This window comes from Bradyrhizobium sp. Kon37 (genome assembly GCF_055807535.1).
In genome coordinates this window covers 21,470-37,995 of sequence record NZ_JBVVOY010000002.1, presented here as the reverse complement: position 1 = coordinate 37,995, position 16,526 = coordinate 21,470, and the positions used below count along the sequence as shown (strand labels likewise).

Below are 16,526 nucleotides of genomic sequence, written 5' to 3'. Positions count from 1 at the left end.
ATGGACCGCTCAAAGCTCTACCGCCGTTTTCGCACCCTCCTGATCGCCAACCGCGGCGAGATCGCCTGCCGCGTCATCCGCACCGCGCGCGCCATGGGCCTGCGCACGGTCGCGGTCTACTCCGAAGCGGACCGCGACGCGATGCATGTCGCGCTCGCCGACGAGGCCGTGCTGCTCGGGCCCGCACGTGCCCGCGACAGCTATCTCAACGTCGAGCGGCTGATCGAGGCCGCGCGCAAGACCGGCGCGGAGGCGATCCATCCTGGCTATGGCTTCCTGTCGGAGAATGCCGAGTTTGCGCAGGCCTGCTTCGATGCGGGCCTGGTCTTCGTCGGCCCGACCGCTGCGATGATGACGGCGATGGGCTCGAAGTCCGGCTCCAAGGCGCTGATGGAGAAGGCCGGCGTACCGCTGGTGCCCGGCTATCACGGCGAGGCCCAGGACGATGCGACACTGGCGAAGGCCGCCGAGAAGGTCGGTTTCCCCATTCTGGTGAAGGCCTCCGCTGGCGGCGGCGGCCGCGGCATGCGCATCGTTCGCTCGGCGGATGAACTCGCGCCTGCGATCGTCAGCGCGAAGCGCGAGGCCAAGGCCGCGTTCGGCGACGACCGCATGCTGATCGAAAAATACGTCGACAATCCCCGCCACATCGAGGTGCAGGTGATCGGCGACAGCCACGGCAATCTGCTGTCGCTGTTCGAGCGCGAATGCACGCTGCAGCGCCGCCACCAGAAGGTGATCGAGGAGGCGCCGTCGCCGACGCTCAATCCAGCCCAGCGCGAGACGGTCTGCGCCGCTGCGCGAAAGGCCGCCGGTGCGGTGAGCTACGTCGGTGCCGGCACGATCGAGTTCGTCTCCGACGGCAAGGACGTGTTCTTCATCGAGATGAACACGCGCCTTCAGGTCGAGCATCCCGTGACCGAGCTGATCACCGGCATCGACCTGGTCGAGTGGCAGCTCCGCGTCGCCTTCGGCGAAGCCCTGCCGCTCAAACAAGATCAGATCAAGCTCAACGGACATGCCGTCGAGGCTCGGGTCTACGCGGAGAACCCGACCAAGAACTTCATGCCGTCCGTTGGAAAGATCTCGACCTGGCGGTTGCCCGCGGAAACCGGCGGCCTGCGCATCGACGCTGGCTATCGCGAGGGCGACGCCGTCTCGCCGTACTATGATGCGATGCTAGCGAAGATGATCGCCTGGGCGCCGACGCGGGATGTCGCGATCGAGAGGCTGAACCGCGGGCTTGAGGACTCAGACGTTCGCGGCATCGTGACCAATATCCCGTTCCTCTCCGCACTGATCACGCATCCGAAGGTGCGGGCGAACGCGATCGACACCGGGTTCATTGAGCGCGAGCTGTCGGTCCTGACGCAGGCCACGCCAGCACCGGGCGAACTCGAGCTCTGTGCCGCGGTGGCCGCTGTCATCAATGACGAGCGGCAAGCCGCGCAGGCGGAAGGGAATTCGCCTTGGCAGACCTTTGGCTGGATGCCGGTCGGCCGCCGCCAGCGCAACTTTGCGTTTCGCGTTGGCCACGGGCCGGAGCAGAAGGTTAGGCTGAACTACGGCAGCGGCCCGTCCACACTGGTGATCGGTGAGCGCGAGCTGGCGTTCACGACCGTGGTGAAGGACGGCGGCTTCGATCTGACGCTTGACGGCGTCAAAACGTCGGTCGCGGCCGTGATCGACGGCCATGAGCTGTATTTGCGCACGCGCAACGGGCGATTCGACCTGCATTGGGTTGATCCGTTCGGCGGCGAGATGGAGGAGCAGGCCGGCGCGGACAAGATCGCGGCGCCCTTGCCGGGCACCGTCGTCGCCGTGCTGGCGGAGGAGGGCGCCAAGCTCGAGAAGGGCGCGCCGATCCTGACGCTGGAAGTAATGAAGATGGAGCAGACGCTGCGCGCGCCCTATGCCGGCGTGCTGAAGTCCATCAAATGCAAGGTCGGCGACATCGTCCAGGAGGGCGTCGAGCTCGCGGTGGTCGAGCCTTCCGGAGAATGAGATGAGCGATCAGGTCCGCATCATCGAAATGGGGCCGCGCGACGGCCTGCAGAACGAGAAGACGGCGGTCAGCGTCGAGGCCCGCATCGCCTTCATCGGGGCGCTGGTCGCGGCCGGCCTCAATACGGTCGAGGTCGGCGCCTTCGTCTCGCCCAAGGCGATCCCGCAGATGGCGAGCTCGGACGCCGTGCTGCGCGGCGTCGGCCATTTGACCGGTGCCGAATTCCACGTGCTGGTGCCGAACGAGAAGGGCTATGACGCCGCGCGCGCGGCCGGCGCCAGGATCGTCTCGGTGTTCGCCGCTGCCTCCGAGGGCTTTTCGCGGGCCAACATCAATTGCACGGTCGCGGAGTCCATCGAACGGTTCAAGCCGGTGCTGGCCCGCGCCAAGGCCGACGGAGTCAGGGTGCGCGGCTACATCTCCTGCGTGCTGGGATGTCCCTTCGACGGCGAGATCAAGCCGAAAGCCGTCGTCGATCTCGCCACCACGCTGTGGGATCTCGGCTGCTACGAAATCTCGCTCGGCGACACCATCGGCGTCGGCACGCCTGATAAGGCCAAGGAGATGTTGCGCGCGGTCGCCGCCAACATTCCCGCCGCCAAGCTGGCAATGCATTTCCACGACACCTACGGCCAGGCGCTGGCCAATCTTTACGCCGGCCTGGAGCAGGGCGTCCGCGTCATCGACGCTGCCGCCGGCGGTCTCGGCGGCTGTCCCTACGCGCCGGGCGCGACCGGCAACGTCGCGACCGAGGATGTCGTCTACATGCTCGAAGGCATGGGGATCAAAACTGGCGTCGATATGGACCAGTTGCTGGCGGCCACGAACGAGATGAGCGGCGTGCTGGGCAAGCCGCCGGTGAGCCGCGTGGCGTCCGCACTGAACGCGAAGAGGAAGCGCGCTGCTTCCTAATTCTCCGTCATTGCGAGCGCAGCGAAGCAATCCAGAATATTTCCGCGGAGGGTTTCTGGATTGCTTCGTCGCAAGGGCTCCTCGCAATGACGACTAAGAGAGCTTTCGTTGGATCAAGCCGCCTTCAGCCCGACATCCGGCAGGCGCGGCCGGCTCTTGAGGGCCTTGGCCATCATCGCCTCGACATCGGCCTTCTCCTGCGGCAGCAGCGCGAGGCGCGGCGGGCGCGTCAGCGCGGTGCCGCGGCCCATGATGTGCTCGCACAGCTTGATGCACTGGACGAGGTCCGGACGCGCGTCGAGATGCAGCAGCGGCATGAACCATTCGTAGAGCGGCATCGCCTCGGCAAGGCGTCCTGCCTTGGCCAGGCGAAACAGCGTCTCGCCTTCGCGCGGGAAGGCATTCGACATGCCGGAGACCCACCCCACGGCGCCCATGGCGATGCTCTCGACGATGACGTCGTCGAGACCGGCGAACAGCACGAAGCGATCGCCGACCATGTTCCTGGTGTCGATGAAACGCCTTGTGTCGCCGGAGGAATCCTTGAAGCAGACGACGGTCTCCACGTCGGCGAGCGTGGCCAGGATGTCGGGAGTGACGTCGTTCTTGTAGATCGGCGGATTGTTGTAGAGCATCACCGGCAGGTCCGTCGCGGTGGCGACGGCACGGAAATGCGCGGCGGTCTCGTGCGGCTTGGACGAATAGACCAGGGCCGGCATCACCATCACGCCGTCGATGCCGACGCGCGCGGCCTCCTTCGTGGTTTCAACGGCGAAGGCCGTGGTGAATTCGGCGATACCGCACAGCACGGGCACACGGCCGGCCGCGACGGACTTCGCCGTCTCCATGATCGCGACCTTCTCCTTGCGCTCCAGCGAGGTGTTCTCGCCGACCGAGCCGCAGACGATCAGGCCGGAGACGCCGTCACGGATCAGCCCGTCCATCACCTTTGCGGTTGCGTCGATGTCGAGCGAGAGATCGTCGTGGAATTGCGTGGTGACGGCTGGGAAGACGCCTTCCCAGGAAACACGGCGGCTCATGGTTGTACTCCGAGTGGATTTTGCCGGCGGGGGCTGGATCCGCCGGGTGTTTTGAACGGGATGGCGGGTGAGATCAGAGCGTGGCGCCGACCTTGCGCAGCTCGGCGAGCACAGGTGCCTTGGGCAGCCAGATCTTGTCGAACTCGGCAATGACAGCTTCGGTATCGCCGGCCGGCACCTGGCGGATCGGGATCGGCGCGTTGCGGAAATTCTCGATCAGCGCGGGCTCGTTGGAGGCCAACTCGTCGATCTGCGCGTCCAGCGTCGACTTGACGGTCTTGGCGATCAGCTCGCGATCAGCGGCGGGGAGCGTCTGCCACACCCGGCCCGAGACCACTGCGGCCATCGGCATGAAGACGGCGTTCATCTGCAGGATCACCTTCGAGACCTTGTCGAAGCGCTGGTTCCAGGAGAATTCAAGGTCCGCCTCGAGGCCGTCGACCTGACCGTTGGCCATCGCATCGAATACCTGCGGCGTCGGGATCGGCGTTGGCGCGGCGCCGAGCGAGGAATAGAAATCGCGATAGACCGGGGTCGGATTGATGCGCAGCTTCATGCCCTTGATGTCGGCGAGCGAACTCAGGTCCTTGGAGGAGAACACCGCGCGCATGCCGGTGATGCCCCAGCCGAGCCCGATGGTGCCGGTCTCCTGCGGCAGCACCTCGAACAGTTTGATGGCCGCCGGATGCCGCACGAATTTCGCGACCGCGGGCGTCGAGCGGACGATGTAGGGCGCGTTGATCGCTGCGATGTGCGGCACACGCGAGCCGAGCTCCGCGGCCTGGATGAAGCCCATGTCGAGGGCTCCGGACTGCAACTGTTGCATCATCGCGGGCTCGTTGCCGAGCTGGCCGGAGTGGAACACGGTCAGGGTCAGGCGGCCGTTGGTAGCGGCCTTGAGATCTTCGCCGAACTTGAGCGCAGCCTTGTTCCAGGAATGGCCGTTGGGGGTAACCAGGCCGAGGCGGAATTCCTTGGCCTGGGCGAGCGCCAGCGACGGCGCAAACACCGATGCGGCGGCGCTGGCTGCGAGAAAGCGGCGGCGTGAAAGCGGCATGGTCGGGCTTCCTTTTGGACGGGCCTATTTGATGAGGATCAGCGAGAGCGACGGATAGAGCGAGAGCAGCACCAGCAGGACGCAGGAGATGACGAAGAACGGCAGCGTCACCATGAACATCTTGCCGGGCTTGGCGCCGGTGACGGCGGCCGCGACGAAGAAGCAGAGCCCGACCGGCGGCGACAGCAGGCCGAGCACGAGGTTGATCACCACCACGACGCCGAAATGCCTGGGATCGATGTGATAGACGTCGGTTGCAACCGGCAGCAGGATCGGTACCGTCATGATCAGGCCGGGAATGCCGTCGATCACCGTGCCGATTACCAGCAGGATCACATTGCAGATCAGCATGAAGCTGATCGGATCCTTGGCGGCCGTCTGAATCCAGGCGGCGGTTTCCTGCGGCACCTTGCCGAAGATCAGCACCCAGGAGAACACCGCCGCGGCGGCCACCAGGAACAGCACGATCGCGGCATAGATCGCGCTTCGCAGCATCATCTGCGGCAGCTGCGAGAATTCGAATTCCCTGGTCCAGTATTTTCCGACCAGGATCGCGGCGACTGCGCCCACAGCGGCGGATTCCGTCGCGTTGGCGAGGCCGCCCAAGATGGTGCCGACGATGACGATCGGGATAAGCAGCGTCGGCGAAGTCCGCAGGATCGTCATGACGCGCTGGCGCGGCGTCTGATAGTCCGCGCGCGGATAATTGTAGACGTACCCCATCAGCGCGATGACGACGCAGAACATCACGGTGAGGATGACGCCCGGCACGATGCCGGCGATCAGCATGTCGCTGACCGAGACTTGCGCGAGCACGCTGTAGACCACGAACATCACCGAGGGCGGGATGATCGGACCGAGCATGCCGCCATAAGCGGTCAAGCCTGCCGCGAAGGTCTTGTCGTAGCCCTTCTTCTCCATCTCCGGCACCATGATCTGGGCCATGATCGCGACCTGTGCGGTCGCAGACCCCAGGATCGAGGAGATGAACATGTTGGCGAGGATGTTGACGTAGGCGAGCCCGCCCTTCAGCGAGCCGACGAACGCCATCGCCATGTCGACGATGCGCCGCGTGATGCCGCCGCCGTTCATGATCTCGCCGATCAGGATGAAGAGCGGAATGGCGATCAGGCCGTAGCTGTCGACTCCGCCGAACAGCTGGAGCGGATAGGACTGGAACAGCACCGGATTGCCTGATGCCGCGATGTAGACCAGGCCGGCAAGGCACAGGCAGAGGCCGATCGGCACGCCGACCAGCATGATGGCGAGGAAAGCTGCTGACGTGATCATCAGTTGACCCCGTCGAGCTCGGAAAGTGCAAAGCCCTTCGGCGCCGTGCGCGGGACCAGTTCGAGATCTTCCAGCAAATTGGCGAGACCATGCACGGTCATCGAGACCGCGAAAATCGGCAGCGTCAGATAGAGCACCCAGGTCGGCCAGTTCAGCGTCTGGGTATGCTCCGTGTAGAGGAAATTGAAGGTCTGGGCCGCCAGCTTGCGCCCGTCGAAGCCGGCGCGGGCGAGGCCAATCGGGTCCATCCAAAGCACGCAGGTGACGATCAGCGCGAGGCCGAACACCACGACGAGGCCGGTCGAGATCACCTTCGCGATCTTCTGGGCGCGGGGCGACAGACGTTCCGTCAGCATCGTCACCGCGAAGTCCAGTCGCAGCCGCGTCATCGCGGAGGCGCCGACGAATGTCAGCCAGACCACGCAATAGACCGCGGATTCGTCGATCCAGTAGATCGGGAAATGCGAGTAGCGGGTGACGACGTTGACCAGGATCAGGCCGGTGAGCAGGTACATCAGGCCCATCAATGCGATGCGCTCGACGGCGAGCAGGGCGCTGGAAGCGCGGACGACCATGCGTCGAACGCTGAACGCGCGCGTAGCCGGCATCGTCTGCTCGATCATGAAGAGGCCCCATTGCCCGCAAGATTTGTCGTGCGATAGCCGAATGTATAATTTATACATTTTAGCTGTCAAATGGAATTGCGGCTGCGTCGAAGGCGTGCCCGCACTTTTTGCGGGGACGAGATGACCTCAACATGCAAGACAGGGACCGTTCCGGCCGGCCGAGTCGGAGAGGGACGGAAGATCGGATGAAAGTGCCTCTGAAGCATCGCACCCTGTCGGCTGCGATCGTCGACCAGCTCCGGCAGGCGATCCTCGACGGCAGCTATCCGGCCGGATCGCAGCTGCGGCAGGATGCGCTTGGTGAGACCTATGGCGTCAGCCGCATTCCGGTGCGCGAGGCGCTGTTCCAGCTCGAGGCCGAGGGGCTGGTGCGGATCGTGCCGCAGAAGGGCGCCATCGTCTCCGAGCTGTCGCTGGACGAGATCAACGACGTATTCGACCTGCGCCGCATCCTGGAGCCGCGCCTCCTGGCGCAGTCGGCGCCGCATTTCTCCGCGGACGATTTCGACGCGCTCGATGACATCCACAGGCAATTCGAAAAGGCCATCAAGGCCAAGAATGTCAGCGACTGGGGCCAGCTCAACGCCGACTTCCATCTGGCGCTTTATATGCATGCCCCGCAGCCACGCACCCGCGCGATCGTGCTGTCACTGCTCCAGACCAGCGACCGCTACACGCGCCTTCAGCTCTCCAACACCAAGGCGATGGGGACCGCCGAGAAGGAGCACGCCCATCTGATCGCGCTCTGTCGCGCGCAGAAGGTCGAGGAAGCCTGCCGGTTTTTGGAGCGGCACATCGAAGCCGTGCGTAAGGATCTGTTGCAGGTGGTCGGTGGCAGCACGATCGCGCCGAAGGGGCGGCGGAAGAGCGAGTCGTAATCGACGCGCTGGTAGGGTGGGCAAAGCGAAGCGTGCCCACCACTTTTCGCGGAATCAAGGAGAGATGGTGGGCACGGCGCTGCGCGCCTTTGCCCACCCTACAGCAATTGCGCTTGCCGCTACCTGCTCCCGTCCGGCCCCATCACCAGGTCCGGCAGCGCGGTCGAGATGCCCGGCACAAAGCACAGCAGCAGCACCGCGAGCATCATCAAGAGCACGAACGGCAAGGTGCCCCAGATCACCTCGCGCAGGGGAATATCCGGCGCGACGTTGCGGATGACGAAGATGTTGAGGCCGACGGGTGGATGGATCAACCCCATCTCCATCACGATGGTCATGACGACGCCGAACCAGATGATATCGAAGTTCGCTGCGCGGAGCGGCGGCAGGATGATCGGCGCGGTCATGAGAATGATCGAGACCGGCGGCAGGAAGAAGCCAAGCACGACGACCATGACGAGGATCGCGAACAAGAGGCCCCAGCGCGGCAGGTGCATCGCGACGACGGATTCGGCGGCCGATTGCGAGATGTGGAGATAGCTCATCACGTAGGAGTAGAGCAGCGACATGCCGATGATCATCATCAGCATGGTCGATTCCCGGATCGTTGATTTCAGGATCGGAGCGAGGTCACTCGGCCGCCACACGCTGTAGATCGCCGCGATCAATGCCAGCGCCAAGAGGCCGCCGAGGCCGGCAGTCTCCGATGGCGTGGCGTAGCCGCCATAGAGCGCGATCATGACGCCGGTGAGCAGCAGCACGAAGGGGATCACGCGCGGGAGCACGCTGAAGCGTTCCGCGAGCGTGTACTCGTCGCGGGCGAGGATCGCAGCTTCCGGGCCGCCGTTCTTGTAGATCGCTTCGGCCGCGGCATATTCCTGGCGGAAGCGGATCACGGCGTAGATGCCGAACAGCGAGACCAGCAGCAGGCCGGGCCCGATGCCGGCGAGGAACAGCCGTCCCAGCGATTTTTCGGCGGCGACCGCAAACAGGATCATGGTGATCGACGGCGGCAACAGAATGCCGAGCGTGCCGCCGGCGGCAATGATCCCTGCGGCAAAGCCGCCGGAATAGCCGCGCTTGCGCATCTCGGGGATGCCGGCCGAACCGATTGCCGAGCAGGTCGCGGGCGAAGAGCCCGCCATCGCCGCAAACAGCGCGCAGGCGAACACATTGGCGACGCCGAGGCCGCCCGGGACGCGGTGCAGCCAGGCGTGCAGGGCCGAGTAGAGATCCTGGCCGGCGCGCGACTTGCCGATCGCGGCGCCCTTCAGGATGAAGAGCGGAATCGACAGCAGCGTGATCGAGGCCATTTCCTCGTAGACGTTCTGCGTCACCGTATCGAGAGAGGCGGCGGGCATGTAGATGCCCATGAACACGACCGCGACCGCGCCGAGCGCGAACGCGATCGGCATGCCCGAAAACATCACGACCAGCGTCGCGATCCCGTAGGCGAGGCCGATACCGAAAACGCTCATGAACGCCTGGCTCCAGCGAAAGGCAGCGCAAGCTGCACGAGGATCTGGACGCAGAGCAGGCTCATGCCGAACGCCATCAGCGAATAGGGGATGGCCAGCGGCGGCGACCACATCGAGTTCGAGACCTGGCCGTCGACATAGGCTTCATGCGCCAGCGTCCAGGACTTCCAGGCGAAGAAAGCGCAGAACAGAAGCGTCACCGCGTCGACCAGCCAAAGCCTGATCCGGTTCGCCAGCGGCGAGAGCAGGCCGACGAAGGCCTCGATGCCGATGTGACCGCGGTTCTGCTGCACGTAGGCGGCCGTCATGAAAGTCGCGCCGACCAGCAGGAACACCGCGGCCTCGTCCTGCCAGTAATTGGCAGCCTTGAACAAGGCGCGGCTCAGCACGCTATAGCTCAGGATGGCGCAGGCGGCGATCAGCGCAATCGCGGCGAACACGACGATGATGTTGTTGAGGATGGCGAGACCGCGATCGATCGCCGCCGCAAGGCCGGTGCTTGCGGCAGCGTTTGCCTGGTCGTCACGATCCGGAAGCGGACCGTGGCTCATGCGGCGACGTCGGTCGCGAGCTTGAGCAGGTTGGCCGAGGTCGCGGTCTTGGCGCCGTAGTCCTTCCAGGCGGTGTCGCGGGCGATGTCACGCCACTTGCCGACGGTCGCGGCATCGAGCGCCGAGACCTTGGCGCCGGCCTTCTCGTAGACCTTGGCGACCTCGACGTCGTCGTCCTGCGCGCCCTTGCGGCCGAAGGCTTCGAGCTCGGTGCCGACCGCGAGCAGGACGTCCTGCTGGTTTTTCGGCAGCTTGTCGAAGATCGCCTTCGACATCATCAGCGGTTCGAGCATGAACCAGTAGGACGCGCCAGCGCCCGAGGTCAGCGATTTCGCGACCTCTTCGAGGCGGAACGAGATCAGGCTGGTCGAGGAGGTGATGCCGGCATCGCAGGCACCCGTCTGCATCGCTGCGTAGATTTCGTTCGAGGGCACCGACAGCACCGAGGCGCCGGCGGTCTGCAGCACCATGTCCATCTCGCGAGAGCCGCCGCGCACCTTGAGACCCTTGGCATCTTCGGGGGCCACGATCGGCTTGGAGCGGCTGGCGACGCCGCCAGCCTGCCACACCCAGCTGAGCAGGATGATGCCCTTGTCGGCGAGGAAGTCGGTCAAGGCCTTGCCGACCGGCTCCTTCTTCCAGCGCATGCCCTGGTCGTAGGTGGTGACGAGGCCCGGCATCAGGCCGATATTGGTTTCCGGCAATTCGCCGCCGGCGTAGGGCATCGGGTAGAGGCTGATGTCGAGCGCGCCCTTGCGCATCGCGGAGAACTGCGCGTTGGTCTTGATCAGCGAGGAGTTCGGATAGATCTCGGCGGCGATGTCGCCGTTGCTGCGCTTGGCGACTTCGGCGGCGAACATGCGGCAGAGGCGGTCGCGGAAATCGCCCTTGTCGACGGTGCCGCCGGGGAACTGATGCGAGATCTTCAGCGTGGTCGCGGCATGCGCGGTGCCGGTGCCGAAACGGAGAATGGCGGGTGCGGCGACGGCGGTCGCGATCAGGTGGCGGCGCGTGAGCATGGCGTGATTCCCTAGGACGGTTCTTGGACGGTTCTTGGACGGTTTTTTGGACGGTTCTTTGGAGGGTTCTTGTTTGCCGTGATTTTGGTCTTCGAGACCGCGTTGAGGCTCATCCTAGCCGGTCTTTTAGACAATGTTCTCTAGTCTGATAGTTCGAGACCGAATGCCGCGGCAAGTGTTCGTCATGCTGCGTTGCACACTCCTGATCTCCTACATCCGCAGAACCAAGGATGGCGGCGGGCCCGCAGAAATTTATCAGCGGTCGCGTAACAACGCCCCGTGGCAATCCGTCGAGATCAGATAGCGGCGTCCGTCGCTGACAAACACATCTCGAAGGGAAGACCAGTCATGACCATTCGTACCCGCATCGCGCTCGGCGTTTCGGCGGCCGTTCTCTCGCTCGGCCTCGCGCTGTCGCCGGCCGCCTTTGCCCAGGACAAGATGGGCAAGGATGACGGCATGATGAAAAAGGACACGATGTCCAAGGACGGCATGAAGAAGGACACCATGTCCAAGGACGACGGCATGAAGAAGGACACGATGTCGAAGGACGGGATGAAGAAAGACGACGGGATGATGAAGAAGCACTGATCTTCCATCGTTGAGGAGGCGCTTGCGCCAGGCAGGCGCGCGCCAAAAATCCGGGGGCGGTCACGTAGACCGCCCCCGGATATTGTTTCAGTCCAAATTCAATTGAACGTGACTTGCGAGCGCTAGACTTGCGAGCGTCAGACTTGCGAACGTTACTTGCGCTTTGCCTTGCGGGCGGCGTAGCGGGCGTCTCGCTTGGCCTTTTGATCGGCCTCGGCTTCGGCCGCCTTCGCGACGGCTTCTTCGGCTTCGCGGGCGATCCGCGCGGCCTCGAGCGCGGCAGCCTCTTCCTGAAGGCGCTTCTGCTCGGCCTTTTCCGTCTCGCGCGCAGCCTTTGCCTCGGCGCGCTTGGCCGCAAGGGCCTCGCGCTCCGCACGCTTCGCCACAACCGCGGGATCATCCGGCCCCGGCTGCGACTTGAATTTGTTCAAAAGGTTTTTGCGTGCTTCCTGTGCCGCCTTTTGTCGGTCGGAGAAGCCTGGTTCCCTAAATCCACTCATCGGCGAACCTTGTCATCCTCGCTTTCGATCCTACATCACTGCCTGTTGGTACGTCGGCTGGGCATAGCGGGCGCCGCGCGACGCAGATGCGTGTACATCGGCGCGCGCCGTGATGCCACCTATAATCGCAGCCGATCAGGTAGACGAAAATCGCCGCCCCCGACGATCTCTCGTAGCCCCGAAAAACTGCCGAATTGTGATGTCCCTCATAAGGGGGCACCAGGGCGGTGCCTAGCGTCCGCCCGGGTATGAGACGCGGAGCACGGGTATGACGATCTCAAGACTGAGCCTGAAGGCGCTCGCAATCGCCGTCGCGGTGGCAGCTCTGGCCGGCGCCGCGCTGCTGCTCGCTGGCCCGCAGCCGATCGAAAGTGCTGTCCTGGGTGCAGATTGGGAATGCACCCAGACCGCGTTTGTACTTACGACCTGCGCACCGAGGGTCCAGCAGGCGATCCCGGCGGTCGAAACCTCGCGCAAGGAAGCAATCCGGCCGACCCGAGGCTAACCGGGAGAAGAGGCTAACCGGGAGAAGCTTGGGCCGGATGTGACGCCACGCCGCACAAGTGATAAAGCCCGCTCGCCCCCGTGATCGGTCTGCCATGTCCAAGTCCGAAGCCAATTCCGAGCCTAAGTCCGAAGCTAAGCCCGAACCGGGCGCTAAGCTCAAATCCCTTCCAAAACCTCAATCCGGTGACAACCGCCGCGGCGCCATCGCCGGCTTGATCATCGCGATCGTGATCCTCGGCGTCGGCTGGTGGCTCGCCCGCGATCTCACCTCCGCGAGCAAGATGCAGGACTGCCTAATGTCCGGGCGAAGCAACTGCAATGTGATCGAGCCGGCCCGCTAGAGGCACTCCAGAGGGGCCCGCCCGGACGAAAAAATGTCGTGATCTTAATTATTTGTAACGGGACTTGGGCGACCAAAGCAGGTCAGTCATGTCAGCCGGCATCAGCTCAGCGCGAGCCGAATCGTCTATCGCGCCAGGCATCACGGCCATTGACGGCAATCGAGAGAGTAGGGGGCAAGCACGCATGAGTGCGTCCAGTCGCATCAAGATCATCATTCCCTTGGTTTCGGCCATGGCATTGCTCGCCGTCCCGGCGCAAGCTCAGGACGCTAGGCCGCCGAGAGACGCCGCCCAGCCATCGGCCGGGCCAGGCGCCGGCGCGCCGCCTCAGAACATGCACAAGGGTCCGCCGCCGCAGCAGGCTGTCCGGCCCGCGCCACAGGCCGGCCAGCCCCACGCTGGCGGTCCGGGTCATGCAGGTCCAGGTGCAGGCCCTGCGCCGCGCAATGCCGGCGGTCCGCCGCCCGGACGCAATTACGCCAGGGGTCCCGCTCCGGCTCGCGATTGGGGCGGACACGCCTATCGCGGCCATCTCGCCTGGGATGGCGGACGCTGGCGCCACGAAGTCCACAACGGCCGCTCCGGCTGGTGGTGGGATGTGGGCGGCGCGCGGTATTATTATCCGCAGCGGATGGAGGGGCCCCCGGCCTACATTTCGGAGGATTATTACGACGACGTGCCGGTAGCCTACGCCCCGCCCGTCGCCTACGAACCTCCGCCGCCGGCCGACGCCGGTGCGAGCGCGCTTGGCGGCGCCATCGTCGGCGGCGTGCTGGGCGGCCTGATCTCGGGCAACGCCTCAGGTGCGGCCGCAGGCGCCGTGATCGGCGGTGCCACCGGCGCGATCGCCGGCGCGACGGCTGCTTCGCGCCCCGGCTACTATCTGGCCCAGGGCAACTGCTACTACCGCTATCCGAGCGGCCAGTATGTGCAGGCTGATCCCCGCGCGTGTTACTGAGCACCCCGGGCGAGACCTGAAGCGAAGAGGCGGGCCAAGAGCCCGCCTCATTTCGTTTTGGCGCTGACCGTCAGCTGGCCGAGAATTAGTAAGGGCGATCACCCCGCGCGTCAGGACACCAGCCAGCTGAAGAACGCGATCGCGGCCCAGACCAGGCCTGCGATCCAGGCCAGCATCACGATACCGATGGTCGCAAGATAAGCGATGCCGAGCGGGTCGGATCGTTCGCGTCGCGTCGGGACGGCAATTTCGGCTGCGGCTTCTTGAGTCATGACGGGAATATCTCCCAAGCCTTCTCGCTCTCTGGGAGCGCTGACGACTGTTTAGCGGAGACGCCGGGCGCCGGCTGTGACGCACTTCACAGATCGGCGGGCATCAAGCCCACAATGGTTGTCGCTCGTTCGACAGATGCGTGAGTTGGATCGCGTCGCAAATCCACGTGGACGGCATTAACCCCGCAATCATACGGACGAAATTGCCACGCGCTTGTCCAGATCGTCCGGCTAGAATTGGCTTCATGTGTACCAAGTACGATCCACAGCATGAAGCCGAGGCGGCGATGAAGCGCGCCGTGGCGGCCGAAGGTCCCGACCGGCAACGTCTCATCGAGCTGGCCCTGGCCTGGCATCAACTCGCCCGCGACCGGCGCGAAGAGCGGACGGACTGACGCCACGCTCTTACGAGAGAACCGGTATTCACAGAAAAACCCCGTGCTCGGGGGGACAAGCACGGGGTTCTCGAGAGCCGATCGGGGCTGGCAAATCGGCACCACTGAATTTCGAACGCGCCGATCGCAGGTTCGTTCCCCGCCCCCTCAATTCTTTTCGCGCCAGAACGCCGCCATCGACGCCCATCGGCTGCGGCCGTGCTCGTGACGCTCGACGCCTGACGCGAGCCGCCGAAACGCTACATTAAGACTCGTTCGGACTACGATTTTCCGATCGCGATTCGTTTCGGGGAACGAAGCGGAGCAGGACCGTGAACAAACAAAAAGTCCCCGAAGGGCTGCACTGTGTCAGGCAGCTTCCGACTTCGGCACCGCGTCGGCATTCACCGAAAGCTTGACGACATCGCCTTCGACGGCACCCACATATTTCGTGTCGATGTAATGATGATGGTCCTTGTGACCTTCCGGGCTGTCCTTCCGCGTCAGCTTGATGCGGTTGCCCTCAACGCGGTCGACGGTGCCGACAGGTGCGCCGTCCTTGCCGATGATCTTCATATGCTCTCTGATCTCGCTCATGCTGTTCTCCTTGTGCAGTGTCAACGGCGAGGACCGGTCTTCGTTGCAAGGATGAGCGGGGCCGACTGTCTGGAGCCAATGCGTTCGCCGAACGTTGAAAGGCAGTCGCAATTGCCAAGATCCGCATCAAGACCCTTATCAAGATCCGCATGGAGACCACCGAGGCCTATCTCGAACGAAAGCACAGGGAAATCGGGCTGCTGAACGATTGCCTGAGGAGCCCGCTGCATTTGGCTCGTCCGCAGTCGGTCGACGAGGTCGTGGACTCCAAGTTTCAGCTCGCCGCCGCGCTACGCGCGGAACATGCGCTGCAGGACTGGAAGGCGACGGAAACGGCCTGGTCGCACGCGGCGTCTCCCAGCAGCGGTCCGTTCGTGTTCAGCTACGATTATCAGCGCGCTGACCTCAAGGTGCGCGGTCCCTCGTTCTATGAACTCGAGCGGGGCTGCGGGAGCGAGGCGATCTATACCGCCTCCGGCATGGCCGCGATTTCCGCGCTGCTGCTCGCGTCCGCACGAACCATCGGCAAGGCAGAGGTCGTGGTGCTGGAGGGCACCTACGGCGAGACACTGGAGCTGATCGAGAGCCTCGTTCCCCATTTACGGCTTGTCACCGCCAGGCTCCCGCTGGGCGAAGCGTTCGCTGCGGCGGCCTCGCCGCGGCTTCTCCTGCTGGATTCATGCGCCCCTGCCGGAGCGTTCGAAGCGGCTCTGCGTTGCGACGGTTCGGGGCTCGACCTGTTGATCTTCGACACGACATGTTTCGCCGGCAGATCCGGGCGCATCCGGCGCGTCCTGAGATGGGCGGCGCGATGGGACATTCCCGTCGTGTTGGTGCGAAGTCACAACAAGCTGGATTCGCTCGGCGTGGAATATGGCCGGCTCGGCTCTGCCGTCTTCGTGCATTGGAGCCGGAAGGACCTAAAGGCAGGCCAGCTGCTGTCCGAAAGTCTGGCGGCGGAAACCCGCAATGCCGTCCGGCTTCTCGGCGGCGCGGCGCTGCCGGCGCACTTCCCGCCATTCGTGGGCTCAGCGGCCTATTGGGCCCTGACGAAAAGGCGGGTCGCGGCAATCCTGCGCAACGGTCGCCACACGGCGCGGTATTTCGCCTCCGAACTCGCTTCGCTCTCGGCCGAGCTGCATTTCACCCACGGCCTCTATGTCACGCTTCGCGGCAGGCGCGCCCTCGATGAGGCGACCGCGCGGCAGGCCGCCGAAGACATGAGCCGCGACCTGAGCGGCAAAGGCTTCCCCATTCGCCACGCCGGTAGTTTTGGTTTTGATTTCGCGGCGACCGAGTGGTTTCACGACGCGACTACGGATCGGTACAGCGTCCGGGTCGCCGTGCCGGATTTGCCGACCGGGTTGTGGAAGAATCTTGCGGCGGCGATCGCCGAATGGTGGGCGGCGAATCAGTGAGAGCTCTGACCTGAATGAAAAATCGTCCCAGCTTCGACTGAGTTTCGCGACTCCAGGACAATTGGTCGACACCCCGGCTGATTTAGCGCGGCGCCTGTTTCAATCGATCGCC

Annotated in this window: 19 protein-coding genes; 9 read left to right on the top strand and 10 right to left on the bottom strand. The window is 64.3% G+C overall.

Annotated features, from left to right (window positions below):
* Positions 1-2,004: an acetyl/propionyl/methylcrotonyl-CoA carboxylase subunit alpha gene (locus AC0L3J_RS04255; RefSeq protein WP_473346110.1), complete on the top strand. Its 2,004-nt coding sequence runs from the start codon at positions 1-3 to the stop codon at positions 2,002-2,004.
* 1 nt (position 2,005) lies between these two features.
* Positions 2,006-2,917 carry a hydroxymethylglutaryl-CoA lyase gene (locus tag AC0L3J_RS04250; protein WP_473346108.1) on the top strand — a complete coding sequence of 304 codons (912 nt, stop codon included), beginning with the start codon at positions 2,006-2,008 and terminating at the stop codon, positions 2,915-2,917.
* A 113-nt stretch (positions 2,918-3,030) separates the two neighbouring features.
* Here the strand turns inward: AC0L3J_RS04250 and AC0L3J_RS04245 are convergent, their stop codons facing one another.
* The 4 genes from AC0L3J_RS04245 to AC0L3J_RS04230 all read right to left on the bottom strand — a co-directional run bounded on the left by AC0L3J_RS04245 (position 3,031) and on the right by AC0L3J_RS04230 (position 6,912).
* Positions 3,031-3,957: a dihydrodipicolinate synthase family protein gene (locus AC0L3J_RS04245; protein ID WP_473346107.1), complete on the bottom strand. Its 927-nt coding sequence runs from the start codon at positions 3,955-3,957 to the stop codon at positions 3,031-3,033.
* 73 nt (positions 3,958-4,030) lie between these two features.
* Positions 4,031-5,014: a TRAP transporter substrate-binding protein gene (locus AC0L3J_RS04240; protein ID WP_473346106.1), complete on the bottom strand. Its 984-nt coding sequence runs from the start codon at positions 5,012-5,014 to the stop codon at positions 4,031-4,033.
* A gap of 24 nt (positions 5,015-5,038) precedes the next feature.
* Complete coding sequence (locus AC0L3J_RS04235; RefSeq protein WP_473346105.1) at positions 5,039-6,304, bottom strand: TRAP transporter large permease; 1,266 nt, start codon at positions 6,302-6,304, stop codon at positions 5,039-5,041.
* Complete coding sequence (locus tag AC0L3J_RS04230) at positions 6,304-6,912, bottom strand: TRAP transporter small permease (protein ID WP_473294195.1); 609 nt, start codon at positions 6,910-6,912, stop codon at positions 6,304-6,306. Before AC0L3J_RS04230 ends, AC0L3J_RS04235 begins: the two co-directional genes overlap by 1 nt.
* A 203-nt stretch (positions 6,913-7,115) precedes the next feature.
* Here AC0L3J_RS04230 and AC0L3J_RS04225 point away from each other — a divergent pair, with 203 nt between their 5' ends.
* Positions 7,116-7,808, top strand: coding sequence for a GntR family transcriptional regulator (locus AC0L3J_RS04225; protein WP_473294158.1), 693 nt, complete (start codon positions 7,116-7,118; stop codon positions 7,806-7,808).
* A 119-nt stretch (positions 7,809-7,927) separates the two neighbouring features.
* On the opposite strand, the gene AC0L3J_RS04220 is transcribed toward AC0L3J_RS04225, so the two are convergent.
* The 3 genes from AC0L3J_RS04220 to AC0L3J_RS04210 are packed head-to-tail and all read right to left on the bottom strand — an operon-like array spanning position 7,928 to position 10,856.
* Positions 7,928-9,286 (bottom strand): TRAP transporter large permease, encoded by a 1,359-nt coding sequence (locus AC0L3J_RS04220; RefSeq protein WP_473346103.1) that lies wholly within the window; start codon positions 9,284-9,286, stop codon positions 7,928-7,930.
* Positions 9,283-9,837, bottom strand: a complete 555-nt coding sequence (locus AC0L3J_RS04215) for a TRAP transporter small permease (protein WP_473294159.1) — start codon at positions 9,835-9,837, stop codon at positions 9,283-9,285. Before AC0L3J_RS04215 ends, AC0L3J_RS04220 begins: the two co-directional genes overlap by 4 nt.
* Positions 9,834-10,856 carry a TRAP transporter substrate-binding protein gene (locus tag AC0L3J_RS04210; RefSeq protein ID WP_027517813.1) on the bottom strand — a complete coding sequence of 341 codons (1,023 nt, stop codon included), beginning with the start codon at positions 10,854-10,856 and terminating at the stop codon, positions 9,834-9,836. Before AC0L3J_RS04210 ends, AC0L3J_RS04215 begins: the two co-directional genes overlap by 4 nt.
* A gap of 348 nt (positions 10,857-11,204) precedes the next feature.
* Here AC0L3J_RS04210 and AC0L3J_RS04205 point away from each other — a divergent pair, with 348 nt between their 5' ends.
* Positions 11,205-11,447, top strand: a complete 243-nt coding sequence (locus tag AC0L3J_RS04205; RefSeq protein ID WP_007591301.1) for a pentapeptide MXKDX repeat protein — start codon at positions 11,205-11,207, stop codon at positions 11,445-11,447.
* A gap of 152 nt (positions 11,448-11,599) precedes the next feature.
* Here AC0L3J_RS04205 and AC0L3J_RS04200 read toward each other — a convergent pair whose 3' ends face one another.
* Complete coding sequence (locus AC0L3J_RS04200) at positions 11,600-11,947, bottom strand: DUF6481 family protein (protein ID WP_007591299.1); 348 nt, start codon at positions 11,945-11,947, stop codon at positions 11,600-11,602.
* Positions 11,948-12,215: 268 nt separating this feature from the next.
* Here AC0L3J_RS04200 and AC0L3J_RS04195 point away from each other — a divergent pair, with 268 nt between their 5' ends.
* The 3 genes from AC0L3J_RS04195 to AC0L3J_RS04185 all read left to right on the top strand — a co-directional run bounded on the left by AC0L3J_RS04195 (position 12,216) and on the right by AC0L3J_RS04185 (position 13,753).
* The gene (locus AC0L3J_RS04195; protein ID WP_247286132.1) at positions 12,216-12,452 is read left to right on the top strand and encodes a hypothetical protein; all 237 of its coding nucleotides are present in this window, start codon (positions 12,216-12,218) and stop codon (positions 12,450-12,452) included.
* 94 nt (positions 12,453-12,546) lie between these two features.
* Entirely contained in the window at positions 12,547-12,795 is a 249-nt protein-coding gene (locus AC0L3J_RS04190; protein WP_473346101.1) for a membrane protein, read from the top strand.
* 184 nt (positions 12,796-12,979) lie between these two features.
* Positions 12,980-13,753, top strand: a complete 774-nt coding sequence (locus AC0L3J_RS04185) for a hypothetical protein (protein WP_473346099.1) — start codon at positions 12,980-12,982, stop codon at positions 13,751-13,753.
* Between the two features lie 110 nt (positions 13,754-13,863).
* On the opposite strand, the gene AC0L3J_RS04180 is transcribed toward AC0L3J_RS04185, so the two are convergent.
* Complete coding sequence (locus tag AC0L3J_RS04180; protein WP_007610185.1) at positions 13,864-14,025, bottom strand: hypothetical protein; 162 nt, start codon at positions 14,023-14,025, stop codon at positions 13,864-13,866.
* A 245-nt stretch (positions 14,026-14,270) separates the two neighbouring features.
* Here AC0L3J_RS04180 and AC0L3J_RS04175 point away from each other — a divergent pair, with 245 nt between their 5' ends.
* Positions 14,271-14,420 (top strand): hypothetical protein, encoded by a 150-nt coding sequence (locus tag AC0L3J_RS04175; protein ID WP_197031201.1) that lies wholly within the window; start codon positions 14,271-14,273, stop codon positions 14,418-14,420.
* Positions 14,421-14,768: 348 nt separating this feature from the next.
* Here AC0L3J_RS04175 and AC0L3J_RS04170 read toward each other — a convergent pair whose 3' ends face one another.
* Positions 14,769-14,996, bottom strand: coding sequence for a DUF2171 domain-containing protein (locus tag AC0L3J_RS04170; protein ID WP_063994351.1), 228 nt, complete (start codon positions 14,994-14,996; stop codon positions 14,769-14,771).
* A 149-nt stretch (positions 14,997-15,145) separates the two neighbouring features.
* Between AC0L3J_RS04170 and AC0L3J_RS04165 the strand changes: the two genes are divergently transcribed.
* The gene (locus tag AC0L3J_RS04165) at positions 15,146-16,414 is read left to right on the top strand and encodes a hypothetical protein (RefSeq protein WP_473346097.1); all 1,269 of its coding nucleotides are present in this window, start codon (positions 15,146-15,148) and stop codon (positions 16,412-16,414) included.
* Positions 16,415-16,526: the final 112 nt, after the last annotated feature.

Excerpts from the sequence above, each read along its gene's own strand:
- AC0L3J_RS04220 (WP_473346103.1), bottom strand. The coding sequence starts at position 9,286 with ATGAGCGTTTTCGGTATCGGCCTCGCCTACGGGATCGCGACGCTGGTC.
- AC0L3J_RS04175 (WP_197031201.1), top strand. The coding sequence starts at position 14,271 with ATGTGTACCAAGTACGATCCACAGCATGAAGCCGAGGCGGCGATGAAG.
- AC0L3J_RS04225 (WP_473294158.1), top strand. The coding sequence starts at position 7,116 with ATGAAAGTGCCTCTGAAGCATCGCACCCTGTCGGCTGCGATCGTCGAC.
- AC0L3J_RS04250 (WP_473346108.1), top strand. The coding sequence starts at position 2,006 with ATGAGCGATCAGGTCCGCATCATCGAAATGGGGCCGCGCGACGGCCTG.
- AC0L3J_RS04185 (WP_473346099.1), top strand. The coding sequence starts at position 12,980 with ATGAGTGCGTCCAGTCGCATCAAGATCATCATTCCCTTGGTTTCGGCC.
- AC0L3J_RS04240 (WP_473346106.1), bottom strand. The coding sequence starts at position 5,014 with ATGCCGCTTTCACGCCGCCGCTTTCTCGCAGCCAGCGCCGCCGCATCG.
- AC0L3J_RS04205 (WP_007591301.1), top strand. The coding sequence starts at position 11,205 with ATGACCATTCGTACCCGCATCGCGCTCGGCGTTTCGGCGGCCGTTCTC.
- AC0L3J_RS04245 (WP_473346107.1), bottom strand. The coding sequence starts at position 3,957 with ATGAGCCGCCGTGTTTCCTGGGAAGGCGTCTTCCCAGCCGTCACCACG.
- AC0L3J_RS04165 (WP_473346097.1), top strand. The coding sequence starts at position 15,146 with ATGGAGACCACCGAGGCCTATCTCGAACGAAAGCACAGGGAAATCGGG.
- AC0L3J_RS04195 (WP_247286132.1), top strand. The coding sequence starts at position 12,216 with ATGACGATCTCAAGACTGAGCCTGAAGGCGCTCGCAATCGCCGTCGCG.
- AC0L3J_RS04235 (WP_473346105.1), bottom strand. The coding sequence starts at position 6,304 with ATGATCACGTCAGCAGCTTTCCTCGCCATCATGCTGGTCGGCGTGCCG.
- AC0L3J_RS04170 (WP_063994351.1), bottom strand. The coding sequence starts at position 14,996 with ATGAGCGAGATCAGAGAGCATATGAAGATCATCGGCAAGGACGGCGCA.
- AC0L3J_RS04230 (WP_473294195.1), bottom strand. The coding sequence starts at position 6,912 with ATGCCGGCTACGCGCGCGTTCAGCGTTCGACGCATGGTCGTCCGCGCT.
- AC0L3J_RS04210 (WP_027517813.1), bottom strand. The coding sequence starts at position 10,856 with ATGCTCACGCGCCGCCACCTGATCGCGACCGCCGTCGCCGCACCCGCC.
- AC0L3J_RS04200 (WP_007591299.1), bottom strand. The coding sequence starts at position 11,947 with ATGAGTGGATTTAGGGAACCAGGCTTCTCCGACCGACAAAAGGCGGCA.
- AC0L3J_RS04190 (WP_473346101.1), top strand. The coding sequence starts at position 12,547 with ATGTCCAAGTCCGAAGCCAATTCCGAGCCTAAGTCCGAAGCTAAGCCC.
- AC0L3J_RS04180 (WP_007610185.1), bottom strand. The coding sequence starts at position 14,025 with ATGACTCAAGAAGCCGCAGCCGAAATTGCCGTCCCGACGCGACGCGAA.
- AC0L3J_RS04255 (WP_473346110.1), top strand. The coding sequence starts at position 1 with ATGGACCGCTCAAAGCTCTACCGCCGTTTTCGCACCCTCCTGATCGCC.
- AC0L3J_RS04215 (WP_473294159.1), bottom strand. The coding sequence starts at position 9,837 with ATGAGCCACGGTCCGCTTCCGGATCGTGACGACCAGGCAAACGCTGCC.